Genomic DNA, 24,376 nt, shown 5'->3' on the forward strand with positions numbered 1-24,376 from the left:
TTGTCCCGCTTTGGTTAACCGCCCGTTTGCGCCGCGCCCGTTGCGCCTCTGGGCGCCAGCTTCAGCCGTGTCCGGTCCGGCGCGCCCAGACCGCGCGGACAGCGCATCGGCCGATAGTCCTTTGAGTAGCAGAGCCGCGCCTCGCGGAACCATCCGTCGGTGCTGGCGATGAAGATCCCTTCGCGCGGGAAGCCCGGATTGGCCGCCGCGAACGCATCGCGGATCGCCCCCGCCGTCAGGCGCTGGCCCGGAATGGCCTCAAGGTCCGGCTTGTTCAGCCCGTTCCACATCCTGGCGGCCTGGGCGAAATAGGCCTCGGGACTGTCCCAGCCGCAGGTGCCGTGCGCCGCCCACTCATGCTGTTGCAGGCTGGGCGAGGGGGTCATGCAGAAATGCCGCCGCACCGTCTCGACCGGAATGGCCGGGCCGGGCGCGGCGCAGTAACGCGGGTGCCTGTTGTCGGCGCCGTTGGGCCACAGCCCATGCAGCGTCAGGCCGAACTGGTTGTCGGCGCACTGATAGCGGCTGTCGGGATAGTCCTTGCCGGTGCGGCACGCCTGCGGCGACCAGCTGACCGCCAGCATGTTGAAGGCGACCGGCACGTCCGGCGCCGCCTCGTCCTGCGGGATGCGATAGGGGCGGGCGGGGCGCAGATCGCGCGGCACGTCGCAGACGGCGCCCGCGACCTCGGCTTCATCCGGCGCCGCTTGCGGCGAGGCGGTGCAGGCGGCCGTCAGGACCATCAGGGCGGAGGCGGCGATCAGGGAGCGCATCGCTCATCCGTAAACCCTGCGTGATCGGCGGCCAAGGCGGAACCGCCTCCGCGCCCCGCCCATTGATAAGCGTAAGCATAAGAGGAATGAGGCCCCATGCCTGATCAAGACGCTTTTGAAACCGCCCTGGAGGAAGCCATCGCCCTGTTCGAGCAGGGAGAGAACATGAACCAGGCCCGTTTCGACGAGCTGCTGGCTGAACTTGAGGCGCGCCGCCCGGCCCTGACGGCGGTCGAGGCCGACGACCCCCGCGCCGAACGCGCCCGCGACCTGGAACGCCGCGCGGCCGAGCTTGAACACCGCGCCGCCGAGGGGCACGGCCAGATGGACGAGGTCAACAGCCTGCTGTCGCCCCTGATGGGCAAGAAGCCGGAATAGACGCCCTCAATAGGCTCCGTCGAAGCCGAAGGTCGGCCTGCGCTCGCGCCACGCCCCGCGCGTGAAGTCGGGGAAGTCCACCGTGCGGTTGCCCTGCGCGATCGACTGTTCCGACAGGGGGGTGATCGCGCTCCAGCTCACGGCGTCATGGATGTCCAAAGGCATCGCCGCCTTGGCCTTCAGCGCCTCGACGAAGGCGTGGATGACGAAGAAGTCCATGCCGCCGTGCCCGGATCCGGACGCGGTCTCGGCGTGGGCCTTCCACAGCGGGTGGTCGTATTGCTCGAACCAGGCCGCCTGCGCCTCCCACTGGTGCTCGGGGCTGCGGCCCTCGATGTGGACCGACTGGTTCAGGTCCATCCACAGCCCCTTCACCCCCTGCACCCGGAAGCCCAGCGAATAGGGACGCGGCAGATTGGTGTCGTGCTGCAGCAGGATCGTCTCGCCGTTGGCGCAGCCGATCGAGGTCGTCACCACATCGCCCAGCTTGAACTGGACCTGGGCGTTCGGATGGTCCGCCCCGCCGTTGTCGACCACATAGGCGTGCAGCCCCCGCGCCTTGGAGGCATAGGCCGTCAGCGTCGTCATCCGGTTGCCCCGGTTCAGGTCGATCCAGTTGGCGATCGGCCCGATGCCGTGTGAGGGGTAAAGCTCTCCATTCCGGTTGACCGAATGCCAGGTGCGCCAGCGCGCCTCGGACCAGCCCTTCGGCCCGAACTCGACCCCGCCGCCATAGGGCTTGCGCGGATCGCCGCTGTTGAACTTCACCGCGCGCAGATCGTGCTGATAGCCGCCCTGCAGGTGGACCAGTTCGCCGAACAGCCCGGCGCGCACCATGTTCAGCACCGCCAGAACGTCGCGGCGATAACAGACGTTCTCCAGCACCATATAGGGCGTGCCGGTCCGCTCATGCGCCTCCAGCACGTCCCAGTGATCCTGGAGGCTGACGCCCGCCACCACCTCGCAGCCGACCGGGATCTTCGCCTCCATCGCCGCGATGGCCATGGGGGCGTGCCATTCCCACGGGGTGGCGATGATGACGGCGTCCAGCCCCGGATGGGCCAGCAGGTCGCGATAGGCCTGATCGGGCGCCCCCTGATAGGCGCGCGGCGCAGGCTTCCCGGCGGCGGCGATCATCCCCTTGGCCCGCGCGATCATCAGCGGTTCGATGTCGCACAGGGCGACGATGTCCACATCGGCGCGCTTCAGCAGGATGGACATCAGGCTCTGCGCCCTCAGCCCCGTGCCGATGATCCCGATCTGCAGACGGTCGTTCCGCGCCAGCGCAGGCCCGGCCAGGGTCGAGGCGGCGACAGCGGCGGACGAGGCGGCGATGAAGGCCCGGCGATCCATGACGAAGGCTCCTGCTGAAACGGCGTCGCCGTCTGGCTTAGGCCAAGCCGGGCGCCGCGCCTAGCGCCTCAACGGCACGCCGCCACGCAGGCCCGCGCCAGCACCTCGGCCGAGTCGATCAGCGGCGCGCTGACATCATCCTGATCCAGCAACAGCGGAACCTCGGTGCAGCCGCCGATCACCGCCCCGGCGCCCGCTGCGATCAGGGCCTGCGCCAGATCGCGCATGGCCGCGCGTTGTTCCGCGCCGACATCGCCCGCCTTGACCCCGAACACCACCTGCATGAACTGCTCGCGCCCGGCGGGGGAGGGGGGGACCATTTCAAGCCCCTCGGCGGTCAGGGCCTCTTCATAGAGCAGGGCCGCGCCCGGCGTGGCCAGCACTCCAACCCGCCGTGCGCCCGTCTCGCGTGCGGCTTTCGCTGTCTCGGCGATCATGTCGATGAAGGGCAGACCCGCCGCGCGGATGGCGTCCGCATGGGCGTGGGCCGTATTGCACGGCATGGCCAGCACCTGCGCCCCGGCCATCTTCAGCCCCTGCGCCATCTGCCCCAGCGTCCGCCCCGCCGCTTCCGGCTGCGTATGGCGATTGGGCACCTGGGGATTGATGTCGGCGATGACGCGGATGTGGTCTTCATCCCCCGCCGCCGGAGTCAGCGCCTGCACCCGCGCCAGAAAGGCTGTCGTCGCGGCCGGTCCCATCCCGCCCAGAACGCCCAGAATGCGACTCATGCTTACTGTCCTGCTGCTTCGCCGCAGCACGGCGAAAGGCGGCGCTGGGGGCGAAAATGATCATCGTTCAGGTAAAGAGGGTTAACATGCGAAATCCGGCGGAACCAACCGCACGATCAGGGGTTGTGCTATCGGACCCGTCGGATGCCCCCCCAATCCCGACAGGTCTGTGGCGGCCCGGCCTTAACGCCCCCCCGACTGAGAAGCCGGGCCGCCCCCTCCCTCTCAATCCAGCGTCAGCTCCATGTCCCAGCGATCAATGCCGGGCGCATAGCCGTCGGTCGTCACCTTCACCGTCTCAAAGCCGAAGCGGGCGTAGAACCCTTGCGTATGCTGGCTGGTGTTCAGGATGACGCGGGTGATCCCCGGCGTGGCGCGCGCCGCCGCGATCCGCGCTTCGGTCAGCGCCCGGCCCACGCCCTGACCGTGCAGGCCGTTGTCGACCATGCCCCAGCACAGGGCCACGCTGATCCCGTCCGGCTCGACCGCATGGCCGCCGCAGGCGACGACGCGGCCGTCGCGTTCAATCACCTGATAGGCGTGTTCAAACGCCGTTGCTTGCAGATAGTCGGCGAACCCATCGCGCTCGCTGGCGTCGAAAAAGCGCGGCGTATTGCCGTCGAACAGGGCCAGGCAGGCCTCACGGTCGTCGGCGCGATAGGGGCGGGCGGTCAACATGGACGACCCCTAGCACGCCGCCCCGCTTGACCCACAGATGAAAGCGGCTAGGGTCGCGCCGTTCTCCGGGGGGTCGCAATCGAGCGGCTGAGATTGAGGTTTCTCCTCTGACCCGTCGAACCTGATCCGGGTCATGCCGGCGAAGGGACGAGTTCACCGCTTTCGACGCCCGAAGTCCGGCGCCCGAAGGCTCTCAAACCGCGCCGGCGGTCCCTCTTTCGTTGAAGAGGCCGCCACAATGAATATCCAAGTCACGCCTGCCGCAGAGCGCGAAGAGCCCAACGTCGAACTGCCGCTGGCCGCCGCCCGCAAGGAAGTCGCCGCCGAACACGGCCGCATCCCCACCGGCCCCCGCACCGGCAGCCAGAAGGTCTATGTCGCGGGCGAACTCTTCCCCGACATCCGCGTCCCCTTCCGCGAAGTCGCCGTCCACCCCAGCGCCAATGAGCCGCCGGTGACGATGTACGACTCGTCGGGCCCCTACACCGACCCGTCCGTGACCATCGACATCAAGAAGGGCCTGCCGCGCGTCAAATCCAGCTGGCAGCTGGACCGCGGCGACATCGCCCCCGTCCTGAACCCGCGCGAGGTCAAGCCCGAGGACAACGGCCACGCCAGCGGCAAGCACCTGGCCCCCCGCTTCGACGTCTCCAACCATCAGGTGTTCAAGGGCGTCGAGGGCCGCCCCGTCACCCAGTACGAATACGCCAGGGCCGGCATCATCACGCCCGAGATGGAATACGTCGCCATCCGCGAGAATCTGCGCCGCGAACAGACCGCCCCCTGCATCCGCGACGGCGAAGACTTCGGCGCCGCCATCCCCGACTTCGTCACGCCCGAGTTCGTCCGTCAGGAGATCGCGCGCGGCCGCGCCATCATCCCGCACAACATCAACCACCCCGAGGTCGAGCCGATGATCATCGGCCGCAACTTCCTGGTGAAGATCAACGCCAACATCGGCAACTCGGCCGTCCTCTCCAGCGTCGATGACGAGGTGGACAAGCTGGTCTGGGCCACCCGCTGGGGCGCCGACAACGTCATGGACCTGTCGACCGGCCGCAACATCCACAACATCCGCGACTGGATCATCCGCAACTCCTCCGTGCCCATCGGCACCGTGCCCATCTATCAGGCGCTGGAGAAGGTGAACGGCGTCGCCGAGGACCTGACGTGGGAAGTCTTCCGCGACACCCTGATCGAACAGGCGGAACAGGGCGTCGACTACTTCACCATCCACGCGGGCGTGCGCCTGCCCTTCGTGCCGCTGACGGCCAGGCGCGTGACGGGCATCGTCTCGCGCGGCGGCTCCATCATGGCCAAGTGGTGCCTGTCCCACCACAAGGAGAGCTTCCTCTACGAGCACTTCGAGGACATCTGCGACATCATGCGCGCCTATGATGTCTCATTCAGCCTCGGCGACGGCCTGCGCCCCGGCTCCATCGCCGACGCCAACGACGAGGCCCAGTTCGCCGAACTGCGCACCCTCGGCGAACTGACCAAGATCGCCTGGGCCAAGGGCTGTCAGGTCATGATCGAAGGCCCCGGCCACGTGCCGATGCACAAGATCAAGGCCAACATGGACGAGCAGCTCAAGCACTGCCACGAGGCGCCCTTCTATACGCTTGGCCCGCTGACCACCGACATCGCCCCCGGCTATGACCACATCACCAGCGCCATCGGCGCGGCCATGATCGGCTGGTTCGGCACGGCCATGCTCTGCTACGTCACGCCCAAGGAGCATCTGGGCCTGCCCGACCGTCAGGACGTCAAGGACGGCGTCATCACCTACAAGATCGCCGCCCACGCCGCCGACCTGGCCAAGGGCCACCCCGGCGCCCGCGCCCACGACGACGCCCTCAGCCGCGCCCGCTTCGAGTTCCGCTGGGAGGACCAGTTCAACCTCTCCCTGGACCCCGAGACCGCCCGCAAATTCCACGACGAGACCCTGCCGAAGGAGGCGCACAAGACGGCCCACTTCTGCTCCATGTGCGGCCCCAAGTTCTGCAGCATGAAGATCAGCCAGGACATCCGCGACGCCGCCAAGGCCCAGAACGACGCGGGCGCCAGCCTGACGGACGCCGAGGCGGGCATGGCCGAGATGAGCGCGAAGTTCAGAGCGGGGGGCGGGGAGATTGAGGTGAAGGTGTAGGGTTTCAAATCTGCCAATACTATTCCGTCGGGGCGAGGCAGCGGACTTCGCCCCGACGCAAAGCGTCTCAGCAACCATCCCGAATAGACAACTGTGCTGTTGCATATCCTTGAATTCCGATCTCTAGATCGGGTTCATGGGACGAATAATACTATCAGCATGCGTGGTTGTCGGGGCGGTAGCTTTAGGAGGTGCGGCCGCGCCACAGCGAATCGTCCCCTATCAACCACCAGCCAAAGCCGCAGAGAAGGGCCTTCAGCAGCCCACGACGATCATAGCCGCTCAGGCGAAACCTGAACCAAAGCGTCAAGGCAACAATCGCCAAGCCAGCGGCGACACGCGCAAATCCGAGCCGTCGCCCTGGTATGATCTTTGGGCCCAAATCCTCATGGCGCTCTGGGCATTTGGACAGTTAATCCTGACTGGCGTCGGCATCTTCTATATTCGCAAGACCCTCACGGCGACTGAGGCAGCCGTTGAAGAAGCACAAAAGGGCAGCGACGCTGCGGTTCAGATGGCCATTGCCTCCCAAGAACAATTTGTTGCCGAGAGACGCCCATGGATGTCGCAGCAAAAGCTTGAGGCCGTCGAACCCATGGAGAATATGGAGCTTGCGTTCAAGGTTAATTTTAGAAACGTCGGCGCATCACCTGCATTCGATGTCGCCGTAGTGTTCGATATTGACGTCGATGACTACAGCTTCACTAAAATTGAAGACGCGTTTCAGGAATTCCTCCGTTCGCGAATGGCCGCGCATCAAGGAGGCGAAGTGGTCTTTCCGGGGGACGACCACCCTGTGACCCACCACCTGCAATTTTCTCGTCGAGATTTGAAGCGCCGGGACGAAGCGTGGTCCAAGCGGAACTTCGCTAAGCCTGCACTCACGCCTCGCGTGTTTTATGCAGTGTTCTATCGGTCCCCCATAAGAGGTGAGGATGGCACACGTACAATCCACCATACCGGCGGCTGCTTCAGTTTGCATAACTGGAAAGGCGAGGTTTTGGTCGGCGCCCCAAACCCTCCTGACAAAATCAGCATGGTCGCTCGGCGAACGACTGCTGACTTCCTAGTTAGCTAGGGAGACGCGCAGCTAAATGCCCACCCTCGTCCTCCTCGCCGGGCCGAACGGCGCCGGGAAGACCACCTTTATCAACGGCTTCCTGCGCGAACGGGCCGAGGCGTTTCAGTTCGTCAATCCTGACGAAGTGGCGCGGTCCCTGCCGCATGGCCCCGGTCGTGATCTGGCCGCCGGGCGGCTGGTGCTGGAGCGACTGGAGGAACTGACCAACGCCCGCGCCGACGTGGTGCTGGAGACGACGCTGGCCACGCGCACCCACGCCCGCCGCATCCGCGACTGGAAGGCGGCCGGATACCGCTTTGAACTGGTCTATCTGCGTCTGCCCTCGGTCGAGGCCTCCATCGCCCGCGTCGCGCACCGGGTCGCGCGCGGCGGCCACGGCATTCCCGAAGAGACGCTGAGGCGACGCTATCCGCTCAGCCTCGATTACCTCGAAGCCGTCTACAAGCCGCTGGCCGACAGCTGGCAGGTCTACGCCAGTGGCGGCGAGACCCCCGAACTGCTAGATTGGGGACCGCGATGAACAAGCCGCTGTTTGATCACGAAACCACCCTGAAGGCTCTGCGCCGCGCCGCCGAGACGGCCAAGCACGGCACCCGCGAGGAGCAGTCCGGCAAGTTCCTGCCACCTCCCGGCTGGAAGGGCCGTCTGGTCACGGGCGCCCCCGCACCGAAGCTCGAACCCAAACGCAAGCGGGCCTGACCTCTCCAGTCCTTCTCACGATGGGAGAAGGTGGCCCGAAGGGCCGGATGAGGGTTCCCGGCTGAAGTCGGCGCAAGCCGTGGCGCAACGGCTGACGCCGACTGAGAGGACAAGCCCCACACCCTTTCGCCTTCGCCAATCGCTTCGCTCTTGGAGGCTCAAGCCCTCTCCCGCCGGGAGAGGGTCTCTCCCGTCCGATCCTGACGCACCCGTCCTCCATCCTCCGCCTTTCAGGCAGGAGGCGGCGCGATGGACGATCAGGCTTCGGGCGGGCGGGAGAAGGATTGGCCCGAGAAAGACTGGCATGAGGAGGCGCCGCGCATCATCGCCTCCGGCCGGTGGGAGCAGGACGAGTACGGCGACACCACCTACATCCCCGACCATGTGCGGCCCTCGACCGCCGAGCGGGCCGAGACGGCTGACGCCCCGCGCGGCCATTACTACGAAGACCCGGCGCCGCGGGACGGCTATCGCGTCCGCTCCGAGGCGGTCTGGGCGGCGGCGCGGCGCGACTATCTGGCCGGGGATACGGCCGAGGCCGTCTGCGACCGCTATGGGCTGAAGCTGGGGACGCTGCGGTCCCGCGCCGCGCGCGAGGGCTGGCGCCGCTGCGACGCGGGCGACCCTGATCAGTGGCCCGACGACGATGATCCGGTCGAGGATGCGGCGACGGACGCCCCCGATCTGGCGGCGATGGCGGCTCAGGCCCTGATGCGGCTGAACCGGGCGGTGCGGCGCGGCCGGGCGGCCGAGGCGGCGTCGTGGCTGTGCACCTGGCGCGCGCTGACCGACCCGGGCCTGCTGGCCGCCGCCGAGCCTGAAAGCCCGCCGCCTGCGCCTGAACCAGACCCCCTCGACACGCTGGAAGCCGACATGAAGGCGGTCGCCGCCGTCGCCCGCGACGCCGCCCGTCTGGCTCCCGACGACCTGCTGGGCCGTCGCGCCGTCGAGGCCCGCATCGCCGTTCTCAGCGCCCGCCTGACGCCGGAAGGAGAGGCGGCGATTTCAGACGATTCAGACGAATTGGACTCTGTTTTTCCCGATCCTTCTCCCCTTGTGGGAGAAGGTGGCCCGTGAGGGCCGGATGAGGGGTGTCGGCGCGACATGAGGCGCCTTCTCTCCCTCGGGCTCATTGGAAAGCGGGGCGCTCACACCCCTCATCCGTCCGGCTTCGCCGTCCACCTTCTCCCACAAGGGGAGAAGGAAACTACGCCTTGCCCGCGATTTCGCGCAGGGCGTTGACGAACACCTGCGTCGGCTGGCCGCCGGAGATCAGATATTTGTCCTCCACCACCACGGCGGGGACGGAGGTGATGCCGCGCGCGCGCCACAGAGCCTGCGCCGTGCGCACCTCCTGCATATAGCGGCCGGACGCCAGCACCTCGGCGGCCTCGGCGCGGTCCAGCCCGGCGGCCTGCGCCGCCTCGGTCAGGACGCCCGCGTCCGAGACGTTGCGGCCTTGCGTGAAGTGGGCGCCGAACAGGGCGTGTTTCAGCGCCGCCTGCTTGTCCGGCGCCGTCAGCCCGGCCCAGTGCAGCAGGCGGTGGGCGTCGAAGGTGTTCCACATGCGGCTGTCGTCGCGGAAGTTCATCTCGACCCCAACCTCGGCGGCGCGGGCGGTGATGGCGGCGCGGTTGGCGGCCGACTGTTCGGGGGTGGAGCCGTATTTGCGGGCCAGGTGCTCGCCCATGTTCTCGCCCTCGGGGGCGATGTCGGGGTTCAGCTCGAACGGCTGGAAGGCGATGTCGGCGGCGATCCCTTCGCCCTGGAGCCGCTCCAGCGCCTGCTCCAGCCCGCCCAGCCCCACGGCGCACCAGGGGCACATGACGTCGGAGACGAAGTCGATCTTCAGCGGCTTGAGCGGGGCGGCGTCGGTCATGGCGGCGGGGCTTTCTGGAACAGCGTGTGTGACGAAGCATATGGGCGCGCGGCGGAAGGAGGCAAGGCGCGCCGGGCATTGATTCCGCGCCTGCCAAACGGCACACCGGATCGGTGAAACAGAGCCTGATCATTGATTGCGACCCCGGCGTGGATGACGCCACGGGGCTGCTGACCGCCTTCGCCTCTGATGACCTCGACCTGCTGGCCGTGACCACGGTCGGCGGCAATGTCAGCGCCGAAAAGACCGCGCGCAACGCCCGCATCCTGCGCCAGATCGCCGGGCGCGAGGACGTGCCGGTGTTCGCGGGGGCGGACCGCCCTCTGCGCCGCGACCCGGCCGGGGCGGGCGCGTTCCACGGGGCCGAGGGGCTGGGCGACCTGACCCCGTTCGAGCCCGCCGCGCCTGTAGCCGAGGGTGCGGCGGCTGAGGCCATCGTGCGGCTGGTCATGGCGCGGCCTGCGGGCTCCGTGGCGCTGGCCGTCATGGGGCCGATGACCAATCTGGCGCTGGCCATGCGGGCCGAGCCGGCGCTGGCGGCGCGTCTGGGGCCGGTCGTGGTCATGGGCGGGGCGCGTTCGGAGGGCGGCAACATCACCGCCTCGGCCGAGTTCAACATCTGGGCCGACCCGGACGCGGCGGCCGAGGTCTTCGCTTCGGGCTGCCGCATGATCGTCATGGGGTTGGACGCCACCCATCAGGTGCGGGCGACGGAAGGTAGGATCGCGGCGATCGAGGCCCTGCCCACGGCCTCGGCCAGCACGGCGGCGGCCATGCTGCGCTTCTCCCAGCGGGTGGAGCGGCGGATTGTGGGCTGGGACGCAGGGCCGCTGCACGACCCCTGCACCGTCGCCTGGCTGTTGAAGCCGGAGCTGTTCGAGCTGACGCCCTGCCGCATCGCGGTGGAGACGGACAGCGACCTGACCCGCGGCCACACGGCGGTCGAGTTCCGCGTCGAGGCGGCGGGCGCGAACCATTTCTGGGCGACGAAGGCCGACGCGGCCGGGGTCTTCGCCCTGATTACCGAGAGGCTGGGAGAAGGCGCATGAGGATCACCGTCGTCGGCTCGATCAATCTGGATATTGTGGCGGCGGCGGCGTCCCTGCCTGCGCCGGGCGAGACGGTGACGGGGGCGACCCTGTCGCGCCACCCCGGCGGCAAGGGCGCCAATCAGGCTCTGGCTGCGCGCAGGCTGGGCGCCGAGGTCAGCGTGATCGGGCGCGTCGGCGACGATGAGATGTCGGGCGCGGCGGTGGCTCTGATGCTGGCGCACGGCGTCGACCTGTCGGGGGTGGAGACGGACCTCGCCGCTCCGACCGGCGTGGCCCTGATCACTGTCGACCCGACCGGCGAGAACCAGATCACCGTGGCCGCCGGGGCCAATCACCTCGTCACGCCGGAGCAGCTGCCCGCCCGGATCGAGACGCCGCTGATCGCCCAGCTGGAGCTGCCGATCGAGACGGTGGAGGCGGCGGTGGGCCGGGCGACGGACTTCGTCTGCGTGAATCTGGCGCCCGCCGCCCCGGTGTCGGAGGCCTTGCTGCGCCGGGCCGACCTGCTGGTGGTCAATGAGACGGAGGCCGCCTTCTACGGCGACGCCCTGCACATGGGCGGGGGCATGGTGGCCGTGACCAAGGGCGCGCGCGGCGCAGCCATGTATCGGCGCGGCGTGGAAATGGCGTGGGCGACGCCGCCGCGGATCGAGGCTGTGGACGCGGTGGGGGCGGGCGACGCCTTCGTCGGGGCGATCACTCTGGCTCTGCTGGAGGGCATGGCGCCGGAGGCCGCCTTGCGCTTCGCCTGCGCCGCCGGGGCGCTGGCGGCGACCCGGCCGGGGGCGCAACCGTCGCTAGGTGACCGCGCCGAGGTCGAGGCTCTGATGGCAGGCTAGCCCCAATCGCGACGCCTCTCCCTCCCCGTCCCGGGGAGGGTGGTCGCAGCGAAGCGGAGACCGAGTGGGGAGGACTTGGCCATTCAGGCGCACGCCCTAGTCGCCCCCTCCTTCCCCGGGACGGGGAGGGCGAGACGCGCAGTTCAGTCGCGGTCGTACAGACGCATGATCGTCAGGGCGCCCACGGTGGTCAGAACCCCCAGCGCGAAGGCGCCGACGAGGGAGCTGGTCGCGGCGGCGGTGGACACCGTCACGGGGCGCTTTGCGTACCACTGGACGATCTCGCCGGCGTTGGCGTGGTCGATGCCTTCGTCATAGGCGTCGTCCAGATAGGTGTCGTCGGCGGCGGCCATCGGCGTCTCCAATTCTTGCCTGCGCATAATCCCCGGCGCGTTCGGGCGGTTCCCATCAGGTGACAGAAGGGAGCCTGTCCATTAAAGGACCAGCCCCAACTTACAAATTCCTGTCGGGTGAGACCATGGCCGGCCATTCGAAATTCAAGAACATCATGCACCGCAAGGGGCGCGCCGATGCCGTGCGCTCCAAGCTCTTTTCGCGTCTGTCACGGGAAATCACCGTGGCGGCCAAGTCGGGCATGCCCGACCCGGCGATGAACCCGCGTCTGCGTCTGGCGGTGAACAACGCCAAGGCCGAATCGATGCCGAAGGAAAACATCGAGCGCGCCATCAAGAAGGCCTCGGGCGGCGAAGTCGATGCGATGGAGGAAATCCGCTATGAGGGCCGCGGCCCCGGCGGGGTTCAGGTCATCGTCGAGGTCCTGACCGACAACCGCAACCGCGCCGCCTCTGGCGTGCGTTCGGCCTTCGCCAAGAACGGCGGGGCGCTGGGCGAATCGGGCTCGGTCACCTTCATGTGGGATCGCGTCGGCAAGATCGACTATCCGGCCGAAGCCGGCACCGAAGACGCCGTCATGGAGGCCGCCATCGAGGCGGGCGCCCAGGACGTCGAGAGCGATCTGGTCAAGCCGGACATCTATGAGGACGCGCCGGGCCACACCATCTGGACCGCCTTCGAAGACCTGAACGAAGTGGCCGAGGCCATGTCCAAGGTGCTGGGCGATCCCAAGTCCACCGCCGTCGTGTGGAAGCCGCAGTCGGAGATCGACCTGACGGGCGACCCGGTCGGCACCCTGTTCAAACTGCTCGACGCGCTGGACGCCGAGGACGACGTGCAGCAGGTCTATTCCAACGAGAACGTCTCGGACGAAGACGCGGCCAAATACGCGGGCTGATCGCGCGCATGACCTGATCCCGGCGCCGCCTTCATGCAGGGCCGCGCCGGGGCGTCAGGAACCGGACTGAGGGCCGGAGGCTTCTACAGGGCGACAAGCCTTGCCGACAGGAGCCTGACCTCATGGACATCACCCAGCTGATTCTGGACGACCACGCCGAGCAGCGCCGTCTGTTCTCCCTGATCGAGCAGATCGACGGCAAGGACGTCGAGGCGCTGGAGGCGCTGTGGGGGCGGCTGTCGGCCTTTCTGGACGCCCACGCCGAAGCCGAGGAACAGCATTTCTACCCTGAGCTTCTGAAGCTGGGCGAGGGCGCCAACGACGCCGACGACGGCACCGTCGAGGGCGAGACCGAAGACGCTATCGAGGACCACAACAAGCTGCGCAATGCGGTCAAGGCCGTGGCCAAACACAAGGTGGGCAGCAAGGCGTGGTTCAAGGCGGTGGGCGAGGCCAACGTCGTCAACTCCAAACACATGGGCGAGGAAGAGCGTCAGGGCCTAACCGACTTCCGCCTCAACGCCGATATGAAGACGCGCCACGAACTGGGCGTTCGCTTCGCCGCTTTTCAGGCGCGCCACATCACCGGGGTGAAGCCGGTGAACAAAGACCCAGAAGCCTATGTCGAGAAACACGGCTGAGGGTTGAGGTAGGCCCCTATCGACCGCTTGCCCGTTGGGTCGTCGGGGTCCACCCTGACGGCGTGATGACGGGGTGAGGCGACGATGGCGATTGATTGGGGCGTGACGCACTGGAGCGCGGGTGATCTCAGCCTGATGGCGCCGGTGGCCTCGGCCATGCTGGCGGGCGGTCTGATTGGGGTCGAGCGCACCTATCACGGCCACCCGGCCGGGTTCCGCACCCATATTCTGGTCTGCATGACCTCGTGCGTGCTGATGCTGGCGGCCATGCATCAGGCCAGCTGGGCCTTTGTCGCCCTGCCGGATCAGCGGCTGGTGATCGACCCGACGCGGATGGCCCACGGCATACTGACCGGCATCGGCTTCCTGTGCGCCGGGGTGATCTTCCGCGAGCGGTTTTCCGTCCACGGCCTGACCACGGCGGCGTCGCTGTGGACCACATCGGCCATCGGCGTGATGTTCGGCGTCGGCCTGTGGAAGCTGGCCCTGATCGCGGCGGGGGCGACCCTGCTGGTGCTGGCGATCCTGCGCGTTCTGGACGCGCGCCTGCCGCACGTCGGCGTGCTGGACGTCACCCTGCGCTGGACGCGCGGCGCGGCGCCGGAAGAAAAGGCGCTGTGCGCCCTGCTGGCCGAGAACGGGCTGAAGCCGACCCGCATCGGCCATGTCGTCAGCCCCGACGGCCAGATCCACGAACAGCACGTCAAGGCGCGCGGCCCCATGCCGCTGAAGGTCGACGCCCTGTCCCGCATCCTGTCCGAACAGGCGGGTCTGGCGGGCTATTCCGTCATGCCCAGAGATGATTGAGCCGGTGATTGAGCGGATGTCTGAGCGCGCGGTCATTGTTCGCTAACCCTCTTTGGGGCAATAGGAACGGATGGCGAACGAAACGACTCGGATCCTGGGGCTGGACCCTGGCCTGCGCCGCACCGGCTGGGGCGTCATCGAAAGCGAGGGCAGCCGCCTGCGCTGGATCGCGCACGGCGTCGTCGCGCCTAGCGAAAAGGCGCCTTTCTCCGAACGGCTGCTGCATCTGCTGGAACAGGTGGGCGAGGTCTGCGCCGCCTATGACTGCGACGAGGCGGCGATCGAGGAGGTCTTCGTCAACGTCAATCCGGCCTCGACGCTGAAGCTGGGCCATGCGCGGGCGGCGGTCATGCTGGCTCCGGCGCGGGCGGGTCTCAGCGTCGCCGAATACGCCCCGACCCTGATCAAGAAGGCGGTGGTGGGGGCCGGGCAGGCCGACAAGAGCCAGATCGCCTTCATGGTCAAACGCCTGCTGCCCGCCTCGGGTGAGGTGAAGGCCGACGCCGCCGATGCGCTGGCCGTGGCCGTCACCCATGCCCATCATCGCCGGTTCCGGACGATCGCGGTGAGGGGCGCGGCATGAGAACAAGCGCGACACCTCTCCCTCCCCGTTCGGGGAGGGTGGCTGAGCCTGCAAGGCGAGGCCGGGTGGGGGCGGCGGAGCTGTTCAGGCGCCGCACCTCGTATCGCCTGGCCCTCCCCACCCGGTCGCCGCTGCCCGTCGACCACCCTCCCCGGGACGGGGAGGGAGAGGCGTTGCGTCTGGCGGTGGAGAGAGCGGCATGATCGGTCGTCTGCGGGGTGTTCTGGCCGAGGTCGGGGAGGCGGAGTGCCTGATCGACTGCGGCGGGGTGGGCTATGTCGCGACCTGCGGGGCGCGGACGCTGGGCCGTCTGCCCGCGCCGGGCGATGAGACGACTCTGTTCATTCAAAGCCAGTGGAGCCAGGATCAGGGGCCGCGCCTCTATGGCTTCCTGACCCGTGACGAGCGCAAGGTCTTCAACCTGATGCTGACCATTCAGGGCGTGGGTCCGAAGGCGGCGCTGGGGGTGCTGGACATCCTGCCGCCTGCCGAACTGGCCGCCGCCGTCGCGCGCGAGGACAAGGCCGCCGTCGGCCGCGCCAACGGCGTGGGGCCGAAGCTGGCGCTGCGCATCGTCACCGAACTGAAGGGCAAGAGCCTGAGCGACGGCGTCTTCGCCCCCAGCGCGCCGGGCGTCCACGCAGAGGCCGCCGTCATCGCGCCGCCGCCGCCCAGCGTCACCGGCGAGGCGGTCGCCGCCCTGCTGGGTCTGGGCATCGCCGAGGTCAACGCCCGCCGCGCCGTCGATCACGCCCTGACGAAACTGGGCGAGGACGCCGAACTGCCGCTGGTCATCCGCACCGCCCTGCAGGAGTTGGGACGGTGAGGGCCGCCGCATGACCGACGACCGCATCATCTCCGCTGACGCCGCTCCCGGCGAGCAGCACGACCGCGCCCTGCGGCCCCAGACCCTGTCCGAGTTCGTCGGCCAGTCGGCGGCCAAGGGCAATCTGAAGGTCTTCATCGACGCCGCCCGCGCGCGCGCCGAAGCGCTGGATCACGTCCTGCTGTTCGGGCCTCCGGGGCTGGGCAAGACGACGCTGGCGCAGATCGTGGCGCGCGAACTGGGCGTAGGCTTTCGCGCCACCTCCGGCCCCATTCTGGCCAAGGCGGGCGACCTGGCGGCCATCCTGACCAACCTCGAACCGCGCGATGTGCTGTTCATCGACGAGATCCACCGCATGTCCCCGCTGGTGGAGGAAATCCTCTATCCGGCGATGGAGGATCATGTGCTGGACCTGATCATCGGCGAGGGGCCCTCGGCGCGCAGCGTGCGCATCGACCTGGCGCCCTTCACCCTGGTCGGGGCGACGACGCGGGCGGGCCTGCTGGCGACGCCTCTGCGCGATCGCTTCGGCATCCCGCTGCGGCTGGAGTTCTACACCCCCGAAGAACTGACGTCCGTGATCCGCGGCGCGGCGCGCAAGATGGGCGCGGCCATCACCGAGGACGGGGCGATGGAGATCGCGCGCCGGGCGCGCGGCACGCCGCGCATCGCCGGGCGGCTGTTGCGGCGGGTGCGGGACTTCGCCGACGCGGAGGGCGGGCCTATCGACCGCTTGGCGGCGGCGCGTGCGCTGGCGCGGCTGGAGGTGGACGAGGCCGGGCTGGACAGTCTGGACCGCCGCTTCCTCAAGGCCCTGATCGAGAACTACGGCGGCGGGCCGGTCGGCATGGACACTCTGGCCGCCGCCATCGCCGAGGCGCGCGACGCGGTCGAGGACGTGATCGAGCCCTATCTGCTGCAACAGGGCTTCATCCAGCGCACGCCGCGCGGCCGTATGGCCTGCGCCCGCGCCTATGAGCATCTGGGGCTGGAGACGCCGCAGGCGCCCCCCGCCGCCACGCCGGACCTGTTCGGCAAATAGGACGCCGCGCCTCTCCCTCCCCTTCATGGGGAGGGTGGTCGACGCGAAGCGGCGACCGGGTTGGGAGGGCTTGGTGATTGGCCCTCAGCGCTTGAATAGCCCTGCCGCCCCCACCCGACTTCGCCTTGCAGGCTCAGCCACCCTCCCCGGGACGGGGAGGGAGAGGCGCGTTCTTTCTCAGCAAGAGCCTTCACCTCGGCGGCGAACCCGGTCATCCTTCAGCCTTCCAGAAGGAGGCGGTTTTGGCCCATTCCCGCAGGACGGACCGGATGATCGTCGCGCTCGGCGCGGCGGTCGTGGTGCTGGGCGGTTTCAGCCTCTACGCTCTGACGCAGGGCGCGCGTTTCGGGCCGGGGCAGGCGACGCCCGCCGAGCGCGTCCTGAAACAGGTGCGCGAGCAGATGGGCCCGCAGGCCGAGGTGCGCCATCTGGAGGCAGGTCGCGGTCGCGCCGCCTGCGGCTATGCCGGACTGAAGGGGCGTAAGGAGGCCGTGGCCTTCGTCTCGCGCCCCAACCGCATCCTGATGAGCCACGACCCGCTGACCGGAGAGTTCGCGACGCTGAAATCGCGCTATTGTCCGGGCTTCGACGCCCCCGCGCCCGCCGCCGCCTCCGGCAAGAGCTGACCATGACCGACCAACCCAGTTCAGGCCGTTTCGACGGCCGCGACCACCTGTTGCCCGTGCGGGTCTATTACGAAGACACGGACTTCACCGGTCTGGTCTATCACGCCAACTACGTCCGCTATTTCGAGCGAGGGCGGTCGGACTTCCTGCGGCTGGCGGGGGTGGGGCACGCCGACCTGCTGGAGCAGGACGAGCCGATGGCCTTCGTCGTGGCCGATCTGGCGCTTAAATATCTGAAACCCGCGCGGATCGACGACGCCCTTGTGGTGCGCACCCGCTATGAGACGATCAAGGGACCGCGCCTGATCATCCGCCAGACGGTCGAGCGCGACGGCGATGTCCTGTGCCGCGCTGATGTCGTGGCGGTGTGCATCCATCTGGACGGGCGGCCCCGTCGTCCGACGAAACGGCTGGTCGAACTGGTGACGCCCTGGCTGTCGGGGGAAGAATAGGCGCAATTTCTCCCTCCCCTTCCCGGGGAGGGTGGCTGAGGCGAAGTCGAAGCCGGGTGGGGGCGGCGAGGCTGTTCAAGCGTCGAGGCTGTCTGAGAGAGAATAGCAGACCGTTCTGCAGACGCTTTCTGTTGCGCCGTCATTCTCGGGCTTGACCCGAGAATCCAGCAGGCACGACGGCGACCGCATCAACCCTCACGACGTCTCAGGCGTTGCGAGACTGGATTCTCGGGTCAAGCCCGAGAATGACGGCTGGTGTGGCTTGGGCCGCGTGTTTGCGAACAATAACGAGGTTGTCACCTGTTCGCCTGATGACGCGGCGTGCGACGCCCGTTAGACCGCCGCCATGAAACCGCCATGTCTGCCCGGTGCAACTGGCGGAATAAACGGACCCTTCGCCAAGGACCACGCATGACACCGCCTGTCGACGCCTCCCTGCTGAACCCCATCGAGCTGTTCATGACCGCCGACTGGGTGGTCAAGACGGTGATGATCGGCCTGGCTGCGGCCTCGGTCTGGTCGTGGACCATCATCATCGACAAGGCCGTGCGCTTCTCGCGCATGAACGCCCGCGCCACCGAGTTCGAACAGCAGGTCGAAAGCGGCCGCTCGCTGGAAGAAGTCGCCGCTCAAGCCGGGCCTCAGCCCGTCGATCCCCTGCCGCGCATGCTGGTGCTGACGCTTCAGGACTGGCGCGAGGCGCGTGCGCGCGGCGCCATGACGGATACGCAAGGCTCCATGCTGATCGCCCGCATCGACCGGGCGCTGGATTCCGTCATCGCCCGCGAAAGCCAGAAGATCGAAAACGGTCTGGGCGTGCTGTCGGTGGTCGCCACCGCCTCGCCCTTCATCGGCCTGTTCGGCACGGTATGGGGTATCATGAACGCCTTCGACAGCATCGCGGCGGCGGGCAACACCAATCTGACCACCGTGGCCCCGGCCATCGCCGAGGCCCTGTTCGCCACGGCCATCGGTCTGGCGGCGGCCATCCCGGCCTATATCGCCTTCAACGCCTATTCGGTGTCGGCGGGCAAGTTCACCGGGCGTCTGGAAGCCTTTGCCGACGACCTGCAGTCGGCTATCGCCCGTCGTCTGGGCGCGCCGTCGACCCCGCCGCCCCCGCCTCCGCCGCCGTCGTCCGACCTGAACCTGCGCCGGGGCGCCTGATCCATGGCCATGGGTGGTGCAGGAGGCTCCAGCGGCGGTCGCGGCCGACGCCGCGCGCGCAAGCGGCCGCTGAGCGAGATCAACGTCACGCCTCTGGTGGACGTCATGCTGGTGCTGCTGATCATCTTCATGATCTCGGCGCCGCTGCTGACGGTCGGGGTGCCGGTCGAACTGCCCAAGACCGAGGCCAGCGCGGTCGAGACGACCGACAAGCCGGTCACGGTCAGCATCGATCAGAACGGCGCCATCTTCATCGGTGAGGGCGAGGTCCGCTGGGAACAGCTGGCCCTGCGTGTGGCCGAAGAGGGCGGCGAGAACGCCCGCGACAAGGCCATCTTCATCCGCGCCGACGGCCGCGCCCCCTATCAGGCCGTGGCGCGCGTGATGGCGCGCCTGTCGGCCTCGGGCTTCACCAAGCTGAACCTGATCACCGACACCGCCGCCGACGAGCCGACGGAGGGCTGACGGACCTTGCGCCGCCCCAGTCCCGCCATCCTCGGCTCCATCGCCCTGCACGCGGGGGTGGTCGGGCTCGCCTTCGTGTCATGGTCGTCGAAGGACGAACTGACGCCGCTGGTCAACTCGGTCCCGGTGTCGATCGTTTCGGACATAGAGATCGCGGCCGCCCCGGCCGACAATCCGCAGGAAGAGCCTTCGCCCGACGACGGCGAGACGGCCCCGGTCGAGACGCCGCCCGAACCGACCCCGCCGGAGCCTGAGCCGACGCCGCCCGCGCCGACGCGCCCGACGCCGCCTCCGCCGCGCCCGACCCCTGCTCCGACCCCGACACCGGCGCCGCCCGAGAAGAAGGCCCCGACGCCGCCGCGTCCGACCCCGACGCCGCCTGAAAAGAAGGCGCCGACTCCGACCCCGACGCCGCCGCGTCCTTCGCCAACGCCGCCCGAGAAGAAGGCGCCCGCGACGCCGCCGCGCAACACGCGCCCGGCGCCGGGACTGGATCTCGACGCCTTGGCCGGTCCGCCGCGCCAGACGCAGAACCGCGGCGGTCCGGCGGCGGGGCAACGGGGAGCCGGCGCCGCGCCGCGCGCCACCGGGCCGCAACTGGCGGCGCTGGGCGCGCAGGTGACGCCGAACTGGAACATCAACTGCGACATGCCGGGCATGGATGATCTGGTCATCCGCGTGACCGTGCGCCTTAGCGCAGACGGCCAGATCGTCGGCACGCCGCGCCTTCAGGACGTGCAGAACGATTCGACGTGGCGGGCGGCGTCCGACGCCATGCAGCGCGCGCTGCGGGCGACGGCGCCCTTCGACGTGCCGGACGGTTTCCAGGCGCAGGAAGTGCCCTTCCGCTTTGAAACCAAACGTCAATGCGGGAACCGTTAGGGGCGCGAGCCGTCTATCACCCCAAAGTCGCCCAAATCCTTGTGAAGCTGGCGATTGTCGGTCGCGCCGGTGTTATGTGTGGCGATCGATCCCGAACGTGCAACGATCTGCGAAGGAATGACCCATGCGCCTGAACCGCTTTCTCGCCTCGGCCGCTGCGCTTGCGTTGACCGCACCTTTGGCGTTGGGCGGATCGGCGCAGGCCCAGTCGCTGACGCCGCCGTCGGCGCCGATGCAGGACGTGGTGGTGGACGAGGGCGTGCTGCGTCCCCTCCAGATCGCCGTCGTGCCCTTCACCGGCGTGAACGGGCCGCAGATTTCCGGCGTCATCAGCGGCAATCTGAAGCGTTCGGGCTTCTTCGATCCGCTGAACCCGGCCAGCTTCGTCGAGACGGGGCTGACGCTGGCCAATGCGCCGAACTTTCCGCAGTGGACCTCCATCGGCGCACAGGCGCTGCTTTACGGCGGCGTGACGCAGCGTCCCGACGGCCGGATCGACGTGGGTTTCCGCCTGTATGATCCCTATCGCCAGTGCCAGCTGGTCTCCTATCAGTTCACCGCCACGTCCGAGCAGTGGCGCCGGATCGCCCACAAGATTTCGGACGTGGTCTATCAGCGCCTGACCGGCGAGGCGGGCTTCTTCGATTCGCGCGTCCTGTTCGTGTCCGAGAGCGGCAGCCAGCTGAACAAGCTGTCGCGTCTGACCATCGTCGATCAGGACGGCTACAACCCCGTTTTCCTGACGCAGGGCGACGAGGTGATCATGTCGCCGCGCTTCTCCGCCTCCAACCCCGACGAAGTCACCTATGTGGCGCTGGGCAAGGATTACAGCCGCATCTACCTCTACAACCTGTCGACCGGCCGCCGCGAAAGCCTGGGCGAGTTCGACGGGCAGGTGCTGGCGCCGCGCTTCTCGAACGACGGGTCGAAGATGGCCTTCTCCATCATCCGGCACGGCAATACCGACGTCTATGTGATGAACCTGCGCAGCCGCCAGCTGTCGCGCCTGACGACCGATCCGGGCATCGACACCTCGCCTTCGTTCAGCCCGGACGGGTCGCAGATCGTCTTCACCTCGGACCGTTCGGGTTCGGCGCGTCTCTACACCATGCGGGCCGACGGCTCGGGCCAGCGCCCGATCAGCCGCGGCGGCGGCATCTACACCGCCCCGGCGTGGAGCCCGCGCGGCGACCTGATCGCCTTCACCAAACAGCAGGGCGGCCGTTTCCACATCGGCGTGATGAAGTCCGACGGCACGGGCGAGCGCATTCTGTCGTCCTCCTATTTCGAGGAAGGCCCGTCGTGGGCGCCGAACGGCCGCTACATCGCCTTCGCGCGTCAGAGCCCGGGCGGCGACACCCGTCTGTGGACCGTCGATCTGTCGGGTCGGGTGGTGTCTCAGGCAGGCTATGACGGGCGTGGCTCGGACCCGGCCTGGTCGGGTCTGCTGGACGCGCCGCCGGTCAATCTGGGCATCGGTCAGGGGCCGGATTCCTGTCCGGCGTAACAGGGGTTTTCGGTATCGGCGCCGCCACCGGAGCCATTGCCATAAACTGTGCGTTATCACCGCTAGCGTAAAGCTGCGGGGCGCTGTAGCAGCCGTCAAATACAGCCAAGCTAGAGGCGTCGGCCTCGAACCGAATGAGAAGGAGACTGACCATGAATACCTCCACCCTGATCCGGCTCGCCGCCGTCGGCGTCGCCGTGGCCTCGCTGGCCGCCTGCACCAAGCCCAAGGTCGAGCCGGCCGTTCCGACCGAAACGGCGCCGCCGACCGCCACCGGCCCGCAATACCCGACCGCCCCGACCGGCCCCGTGAACGGCGGCAACGTCGGCGCCGCCGCGCCGGGCTCGGAACAGGACTTCGTCGTCAACGTCGGCGACCGCATCTATTTCGACCTCGACTCCTATTCGGTGCGCGCCGAAGCCCAGCCGCGTCTGGACGCACAGGCCGCCTGGCTGGCCCGCTATCCGCAGGTCACCGTCCGCATCGAAGGCAACGCCGACGAACGCGGCACACGCGAATACAACCTGGCCCTGGGCGCCCGCCGCGCCGAGGCCGTGCGCTCCTATCTGATCAGCCGCGGCGTCGCCGCCGCCCGCATCGACACCATCAGCTTCGGCAAGGAACGCCCGATCGCTGAAGGCTCGAACGAGTCGGCCTGGGCCCAGAACCGTAACGGCCGCACCGCCATCGTGTCGGGCGCGCCGCGCTAAACCGCGCGACGGTTTGTGAAACTGGCGAGAGGCGTCGACCCCCGGTCGGCGCCTCTTTGCTTTGGAGGCTGGACGCGGCGCGCCTTTCGCGCACGGTCAGCGCATGAAGACGGCGCACGGGCCTTGCCGTCGCCGCAAATCGGTGGGACGACAGAGCCATGCTGAAGACGCCATTCCGCCTCACGAAACCCGCCGTCCTGACGGCGATCGGCCTGACGTTGATCGGGGGCGCCGTCGTCGCCCAGGTCCAGCCGATGGAGCCGATCCAGTGGGACAAGCGCCGCCTGGACCAGCTGGACCGCAACGTCCGCCGTCTTGAGCGCGCCCTGACCCAGCGCAACGCCGCCGGAGAGCCGGTTCTGGTCGAGCTGGACCCCGAGGTCGTGGCCCTGCAGGGGCAGGTGTCGATCCTGGAGCGCCGTCTGGGCGACGTGGAGCAGACCTTCCAGCGCATGAACGCCGACAGCGAGCGCCTGACCTTCCAGCTGGATGAGGCGACGCGCGAGAACACCCAGCTCAGCCGCCGCCTGCGCGATCTGGAAGGCCGTGTCGAGCGCGCCGAAAAGGCCGCCGAGGAAGCCGCCGAACTGAACGGCCCGATCGTCGCCAACTCGCCGACCGGCGACGCGGCGCAGGACCTTCAGGCCGCCATGCGTCTGGCGGGCGAGGACGCCGTGCGCGGCGGCCGCGCGCTGGAGACCGTCATCGTCACTTGGCCGAACACGCCCCAGGCGCGTGAAGCCAACAGCCGTCTGGGCGATCTGCACGTCGCCGCGCGCGACAATGCGGCGGCGGTTCAGGCCTACGCCGCCGCCCTGAACGGCTGGCCGCGCACCCCGTGGGCGCCCGAGACGACGCTGAAGCTGGCCGAGGCCCTGCGCGCCACCGATCGCGCGACCCAGGCCTGCGGCGCCCTGACCGAGTTCGGCCGCCGCTACGCCGAGGCGGCCACGGCGGCGCAGAAGACCCGCGCGACCCAGCTGCGGACGCGCGCCAGCTGCAGCTGATGGGCGATCTGACCGGCCGGGTCTTCTCCCGGCTGGACGCGCGCCTGAACCACGCCGGGCCTGAGCCGGTCGCCCTGGCCCTGTCGGGCGGAGGCGACTCTCTGGCCATGCTGGACCTCGCCGTCGCATGGGCGATGGCGAGGGGGCGGCGGTTGCTGGCCCTGACGGTCGACCACAATCTCAACCCTGACAGTGCGGACTGGACCCGGTTCGCCGCAGAAGCCGCGCGCGCGGCGGGCGCCGACTGGCGCGGGCTGGTCTGGCAGGGCGCGCGGGGCGGACCCGGCGTCCCGGCGCGGGCGCGGGCGGCGCGCCACGCCCTGCTGGCCGAGGCGGCGCGCGAGGCCGGGGCGCGCGTCATCCTGACCGGCCACACCGCCGACGATGTCGCCGAGGGCGACTGGATGCGAGAGGACGGCGCCACTCTGGGCCGCCTGCGCGAGGCTTCGCCGTCCCCGGCATGGCCCGAGGGGCGGGGACTGATGCTGCTGCGTCCGATGCTGGGCGAGGCGCGGGAGACGTTGCGGAATCATCTGCGCGCGCGCGACCTGACATGGCTGGAAGACCCGGCCAACGACGACCTGCGCTTCGGACGGGGGCGAGCGCGCGCGGCGCTTCACAAAGCCCTCCCCCTCCATGGGGGAGGGTGGGGTGGGGGGCTGGTCGCTGGGGCTTCCGCTCAAGCGCATGAGACGCGGACTGTTCCGTCTCTTGAGGCTCATTCCCAGGCGTCGCGTACTCACCCCCATCCCCGACCCTTCCCCCATCGAGGTGGAAGGGAGGGCGATCTTTCATGG

The 24,376-nt window shown here is 68.7% G+C and carries 29 protein-coding genes and 1 riboswitch; of the genes, 23 read left to right on the top strand and 6 right to left on the bottom strand.

Annotated features, from left to right (window positions below; all coding sequences use genetic code 11):
• Nucleotides 1–14: 14 nt before the first annotated feature.
• Complete coding sequence (locus ABE454_RS15215; RefSeq protein WP_346532950.1) at nt 15–773, bottom strand: ribonuclease T2 family protein; 759 nt, start codon at nt 771–773, stop codon at nt 15–17.
• A gap of 96 nt (nt 774–869) precedes the next feature.
• Here ABE454_RS15215 and ABE454_RS15220 point away from each other — a divergent pair, with 96 nt between their 5' ends.
• Entirely contained in the window at nt 870–1,151 is a 282-nt protein-coding gene (locus ABE454_RS15220; RefSeq protein WP_346532951.1) for a hypothetical protein, read from the top strand.
• 6 nt (nt 1,152–1,157) lie between these two features.
• Here ABE454_RS15220 and ABE454_RS15225 read toward each other — a convergent pair whose 3' ends face one another.
• The 3 genes from ABE454_RS15225 to ABE454_RS15235 all read right to left on the bottom strand — a co-directional run bounded on the left by ABE454_RS15225 (nt 1,158) and on the right by ABE454_RS15235 (nt 3,913).
• Complete coding sequence (locus tag ABE454_RS15225) at nt 1,158–2,504, bottom strand: Gfo/Idh/MocA family protein (RefSeq protein ID WP_346532952.1); 1,347 nt, start codon at nt 2,502–2,504, stop codon at nt 1,158–1,160.
• A 68-nt stretch (nt 2,505–2,572) separates the two neighbouring features.
• Nucleotides 2,573–3,235, bottom strand: a complete 663-nt coding sequence (locus ABE454_RS15230; protein ID WP_346532953.1) for an aspartate/glutamate racemase family protein — start codon at nt 3,233–3,235, stop codon at nt 2,573–2,575.
• A gap of 225 nt (nt 3,236–3,460) precedes the next feature.
• Nucleotides 3,461–3,913, bottom strand: a complete 453-nt coding sequence (locus ABE454_RS15235; RefSeq protein ID WP_346532954.1) for a GNAT family N-acetyltransferase — start codon at nt 3,911–3,913, stop codon at nt 3,461–3,463.
• Nucleotides 3,914–3,969: 56 nt separating this feature from the next.
• A riboswitch (TPP riboswitch) is annotated at nt 3,970–4,079 on the top strand.
• A 72-nt stretch (nt 4,080–4,151) separates the two neighbouring features.
• Between ABE454_RS15235 and thiC the strand changes: the two genes are divergently transcribed.
• The 5 genes from thiC to ABE454_RS15260 all read left to right on the top strand — a co-directional run bounded on the left by thiC (nt 4,152) and on the right by ABE454_RS15260 (nt 8,919).
• The gene (gene thiC, locus ABE454_RS15240) at nt 4,152–6,062 is read left to right on the top strand and encodes a phosphomethylpyrimidine synthase ThiC (RefSeq protein WP_346532955.1); all 1,911 of its coding nucleotides are present in this window, start codon (nt 4,152–4,154) and stop codon (nt 6,060–6,062) included.
• Nucleotides 6,063–6,225: 163 nt separating this feature from the next.
• Complete coding sequence (locus ABE454_RS15245; protein ID WP_346532956.1) at nt 6,226–7,140, top strand: hypothetical protein; 915 nt, start codon at nt 6,226–6,228, stop codon at nt 7,138–7,140.
• A gap of 16 nt (nt 7,141–7,156) precedes the next feature.
• The gene (locus ABE454_RS15250; RefSeq protein WP_346532957.1) at nt 7,157–7,663 is read left to right on the top strand and encodes a zeta toxin family protein; all 507 of its coding nucleotides are present in this window, start codon (nt 7,157–7,159) and stop codon (nt 7,661–7,663) included.
• Nucleotides 7,660–7,842, top strand: a complete 183-nt coding sequence (locus ABE454_RS15255; RefSeq protein WP_087141208.1) for a hypothetical protein — start codon at nt 7,660–7,662, stop codon at nt 7,840–7,842. The genes ABE454_RS15250 and ABE454_RS15255 overlap by 4 nt, the downstream gene beginning before the upstream one ends.
• 249 nt (nt 7,843–8,091) lie before the next feature.
• A complete protein-coding gene (locus tag ABE454_RS15260) occupies nt 8,092–8,919 on the top strand; it encodes a hypothetical protein (protein WP_346532958.1) in 828 nt (275 codons plus the stop codon).
• A 130-nt stretch (nt 8,920–9,049) separates the two neighbouring features.
• On the opposite strand, the gene ABE454_RS15265 is transcribed toward ABE454_RS15260, so the two are convergent.
• The gene (locus ABE454_RS15265; protein ID WP_346532959.1) at nt 9,050–9,721 is read right to left on the bottom strand and encodes a DsbA family oxidoreductase; all 672 of its coding nucleotides are present in this window, start codon (nt 9,719–9,721) and stop codon (nt 9,050–9,052) included.
• Between the two features lie 113 nt (nt 9,722–9,834).
• Here ABE454_RS15265 and ABE454_RS15270 point away from each other — a divergent pair, with 113 nt between their 5' ends.
• On the top strand, nt 9,835–10,770 hold the full coding sequence (locus ABE454_RS15270) for a nucleoside hydrolase (protein WP_346532960.1): 936 nt from the start codon (nt 9,835–9,837) through the stop codon (nt 10,768–10,770).
• Nucleotides 10,767–11,612, top strand: a complete 846-nt coding sequence (locus ABE454_RS15275) for a ribokinase (protein WP_346532961.1) — start codon at nt 10,767–10,769, stop codon at nt 11,610–11,612. Before ABE454_RS15270 ends, ABE454_RS15275 begins: the two co-directional genes overlap by 4 nt.
• Before the next feature lie 143 nt (nt 11,613–11,755).
• Here the strand turns inward: ABE454_RS15275 and ABE454_RS15280 are convergent, their stop codons facing one another.
• Complete coding sequence (locus tag ABE454_RS15280; RefSeq protein WP_346532962.1) at nt 11,756–11,965, bottom strand: hypothetical protein; 210 nt, start codon at nt 11,963–11,965, stop codon at nt 11,756–11,758.
• Nucleotides 11,966–12,090: 125 nt separating this feature from the next.
• On the opposite strand from ABE454_RS15280, the gene ABE454_RS15285 reads away from it, so the two are divergent.
• From ABE454_RS15285 to tilS, 15 genes are all read left to right on the top strand, one after another.
• Entirely contained in the window at nt 12,091–12,864 is a 774-nt protein-coding gene (locus ABE454_RS15285; protein WP_346532963.1) for a YebC/PmpR family DNA-binding transcriptional regulator, read from the top strand.
• A gap of 122 nt (nt 12,865–12,986) precedes the next feature.
• Nucleotides 12,987–13,505, top strand: a complete 519-nt coding sequence (locus ABE454_RS15290; RefSeq protein ID WP_346532964.1) for a hemerythrin domain-containing protein — start codon at nt 12,987–12,989, stop codon at nt 13,503–13,505.
• Nucleotides 13,506–13,589: 84 nt separating this feature from the next.
• Nucleotides 13,590–14,312, top strand: coding sequence for an MgtC/SapB family protein (locus ABE454_RS15295; protein ID WP_346532965.1), 723 nt, complete (start codon nt 13,590–13,592; stop codon nt 14,310–14,312).
• A 70-nt stretch (nt 14,313–14,382) separates the two neighbouring features.
• Nucleotides 14,383–14,895 (top strand): crossover junction endodeoxyribonuclease RuvC, encoded by a 513-nt coding sequence (gene ruvC, locus ABE454_RS15300; protein WP_346532966.1) that lies wholly within the window; start codon nt 14,383–14,385, stop codon nt 14,893–14,895.
• A gap of 199 nt (nt 14,896–15,094) precedes the next feature.
• Nucleotides 15,095–15,721, top strand: a complete 627-nt coding sequence (gene ruvA / locus ABE454_RS15305) for a Holliday junction branch migration protein RuvA (protein WP_346532967.1) — start codon at nt 15,095–15,097, stop codon at nt 15,719–15,721.
• Between the two features lie 10 nt (nt 15,722–15,731).
• Nucleotides 15,732–16,763, top strand: a complete 1,032-nt coding sequence (ruvB, locus tag ABE454_RS15310; protein ID WP_346532968.1) for a Holliday junction branch migration DNA helicase RuvB — start codon at nt 15,732–15,734, stop codon at nt 16,761–16,763.
• A 269-nt stretch (nt 16,764–17,032) separates the two neighbouring features.
• A complete protein-coding gene (locus tag ABE454_RS15315) occupies nt 17,033–17,389 on the top strand; it encodes a hypothetical protein (RefSeq protein ID WP_346532969.1) in 357 nt (118 codons plus the stop codon).
• A 2-nt stretch (nt 17,390–17,391) separates the two neighbouring features.
• On the top strand, nt 17,392–17,841 hold the full coding sequence (gene ybgC, locus ABE454_RS15320; protein WP_346532970.1) for a tol-pal system-associated acyl-CoA thioesterase: 450 nt from the start codon (nt 17,392–17,394) through the stop codon (nt 17,839–17,841).
• A 411-nt stretch (nt 17,842–18,252) separates the two neighbouring features.
• A complete protein-coding gene (tolQ, locus tag ABE454_RS15325; protein ID WP_346532971.1) occupies nt 18,253–19,008 on the top strand; it encodes a protein TolQ in 756 nt (251 codons plus the stop codon).
• A gap of 3 nt (nt 19,009–19,011) precedes the next feature.
• Complete coding sequence (locus ABE454_RS15330) at nt 19,012–19,473, top strand: ExbD/TolR family protein (RefSeq protein WP_346532972.1); 462 nt, start codon at nt 19,012–19,014, stop codon at nt 19,471–19,473.
• A 6-nt stretch (nt 19,474–19,479) separates the two neighbouring features.
• The gene (locus ABE454_RS15335) at nt 19,480–20,355 is read left to right on the top strand and encodes a hypothetical protein (protein ID WP_346532973.1); all 876 of its coding nucleotides are present in this window, start codon (nt 19,480–19,482) and stop codon (nt 20,353–20,355) included.
• Between the two features lie 124 nt (nt 20,356–20,479).
• Nucleotides 20,480–21,862: a Tol-Pal system beta propeller repeat protein TolB gene (tolB, locus tag ABE454_RS15340; protein WP_346532974.1), complete on the top strand. Its 1,383-nt coding sequence runs from the start codon at nt 20,480–20,482 to the stop codon at nt 21,860–21,862.
• Between the two features lie 152 nt (nt 21,863–22,014).
• Complete coding sequence (gene pal, locus ABE454_RS15345; protein WP_346532975.1) at nt 22,015–22,572, top strand: peptidoglycan-associated lipoprotein Pal; 558 nt, start codon at nt 22,015–22,017, stop codon at nt 22,570–22,572.
• Nucleotides 22,573–22,730: 158 nt separating this feature from the next.
• Nucleotides 22,731–23,579 carry a tol-pal system protein gene (locus tag ABE454_RS15350; RefSeq protein WP_346532976.1) on the top strand — a complete coding sequence of 283 codons (849 nt, stop codon included), beginning with the start codon at nt 22,731–22,733 and terminating at the stop codon, nt 23,577–23,579.
• On the top strand, nt 23,579–24,376 hold a 798-nt coding region (gene tilS / locus ABE454_RS15355; RefSeq protein ID WP_346532977.1), incomplete at its 3' end, for a tRNA lysidine(34) synthetase TilS. The genes ABE454_RS15350 and tilS, both read left to right, overlap by 1 nt.

Source organism: Brevundimonas diminuta, from assembly GCF_039673845.1.
Lineage (GTDB): Bacteria > Pseudomonadota > Alphaproteobacteria > Caulobacterales > Caulobacteraceae > Brevundimonas > Brevundimonas diminuta_E.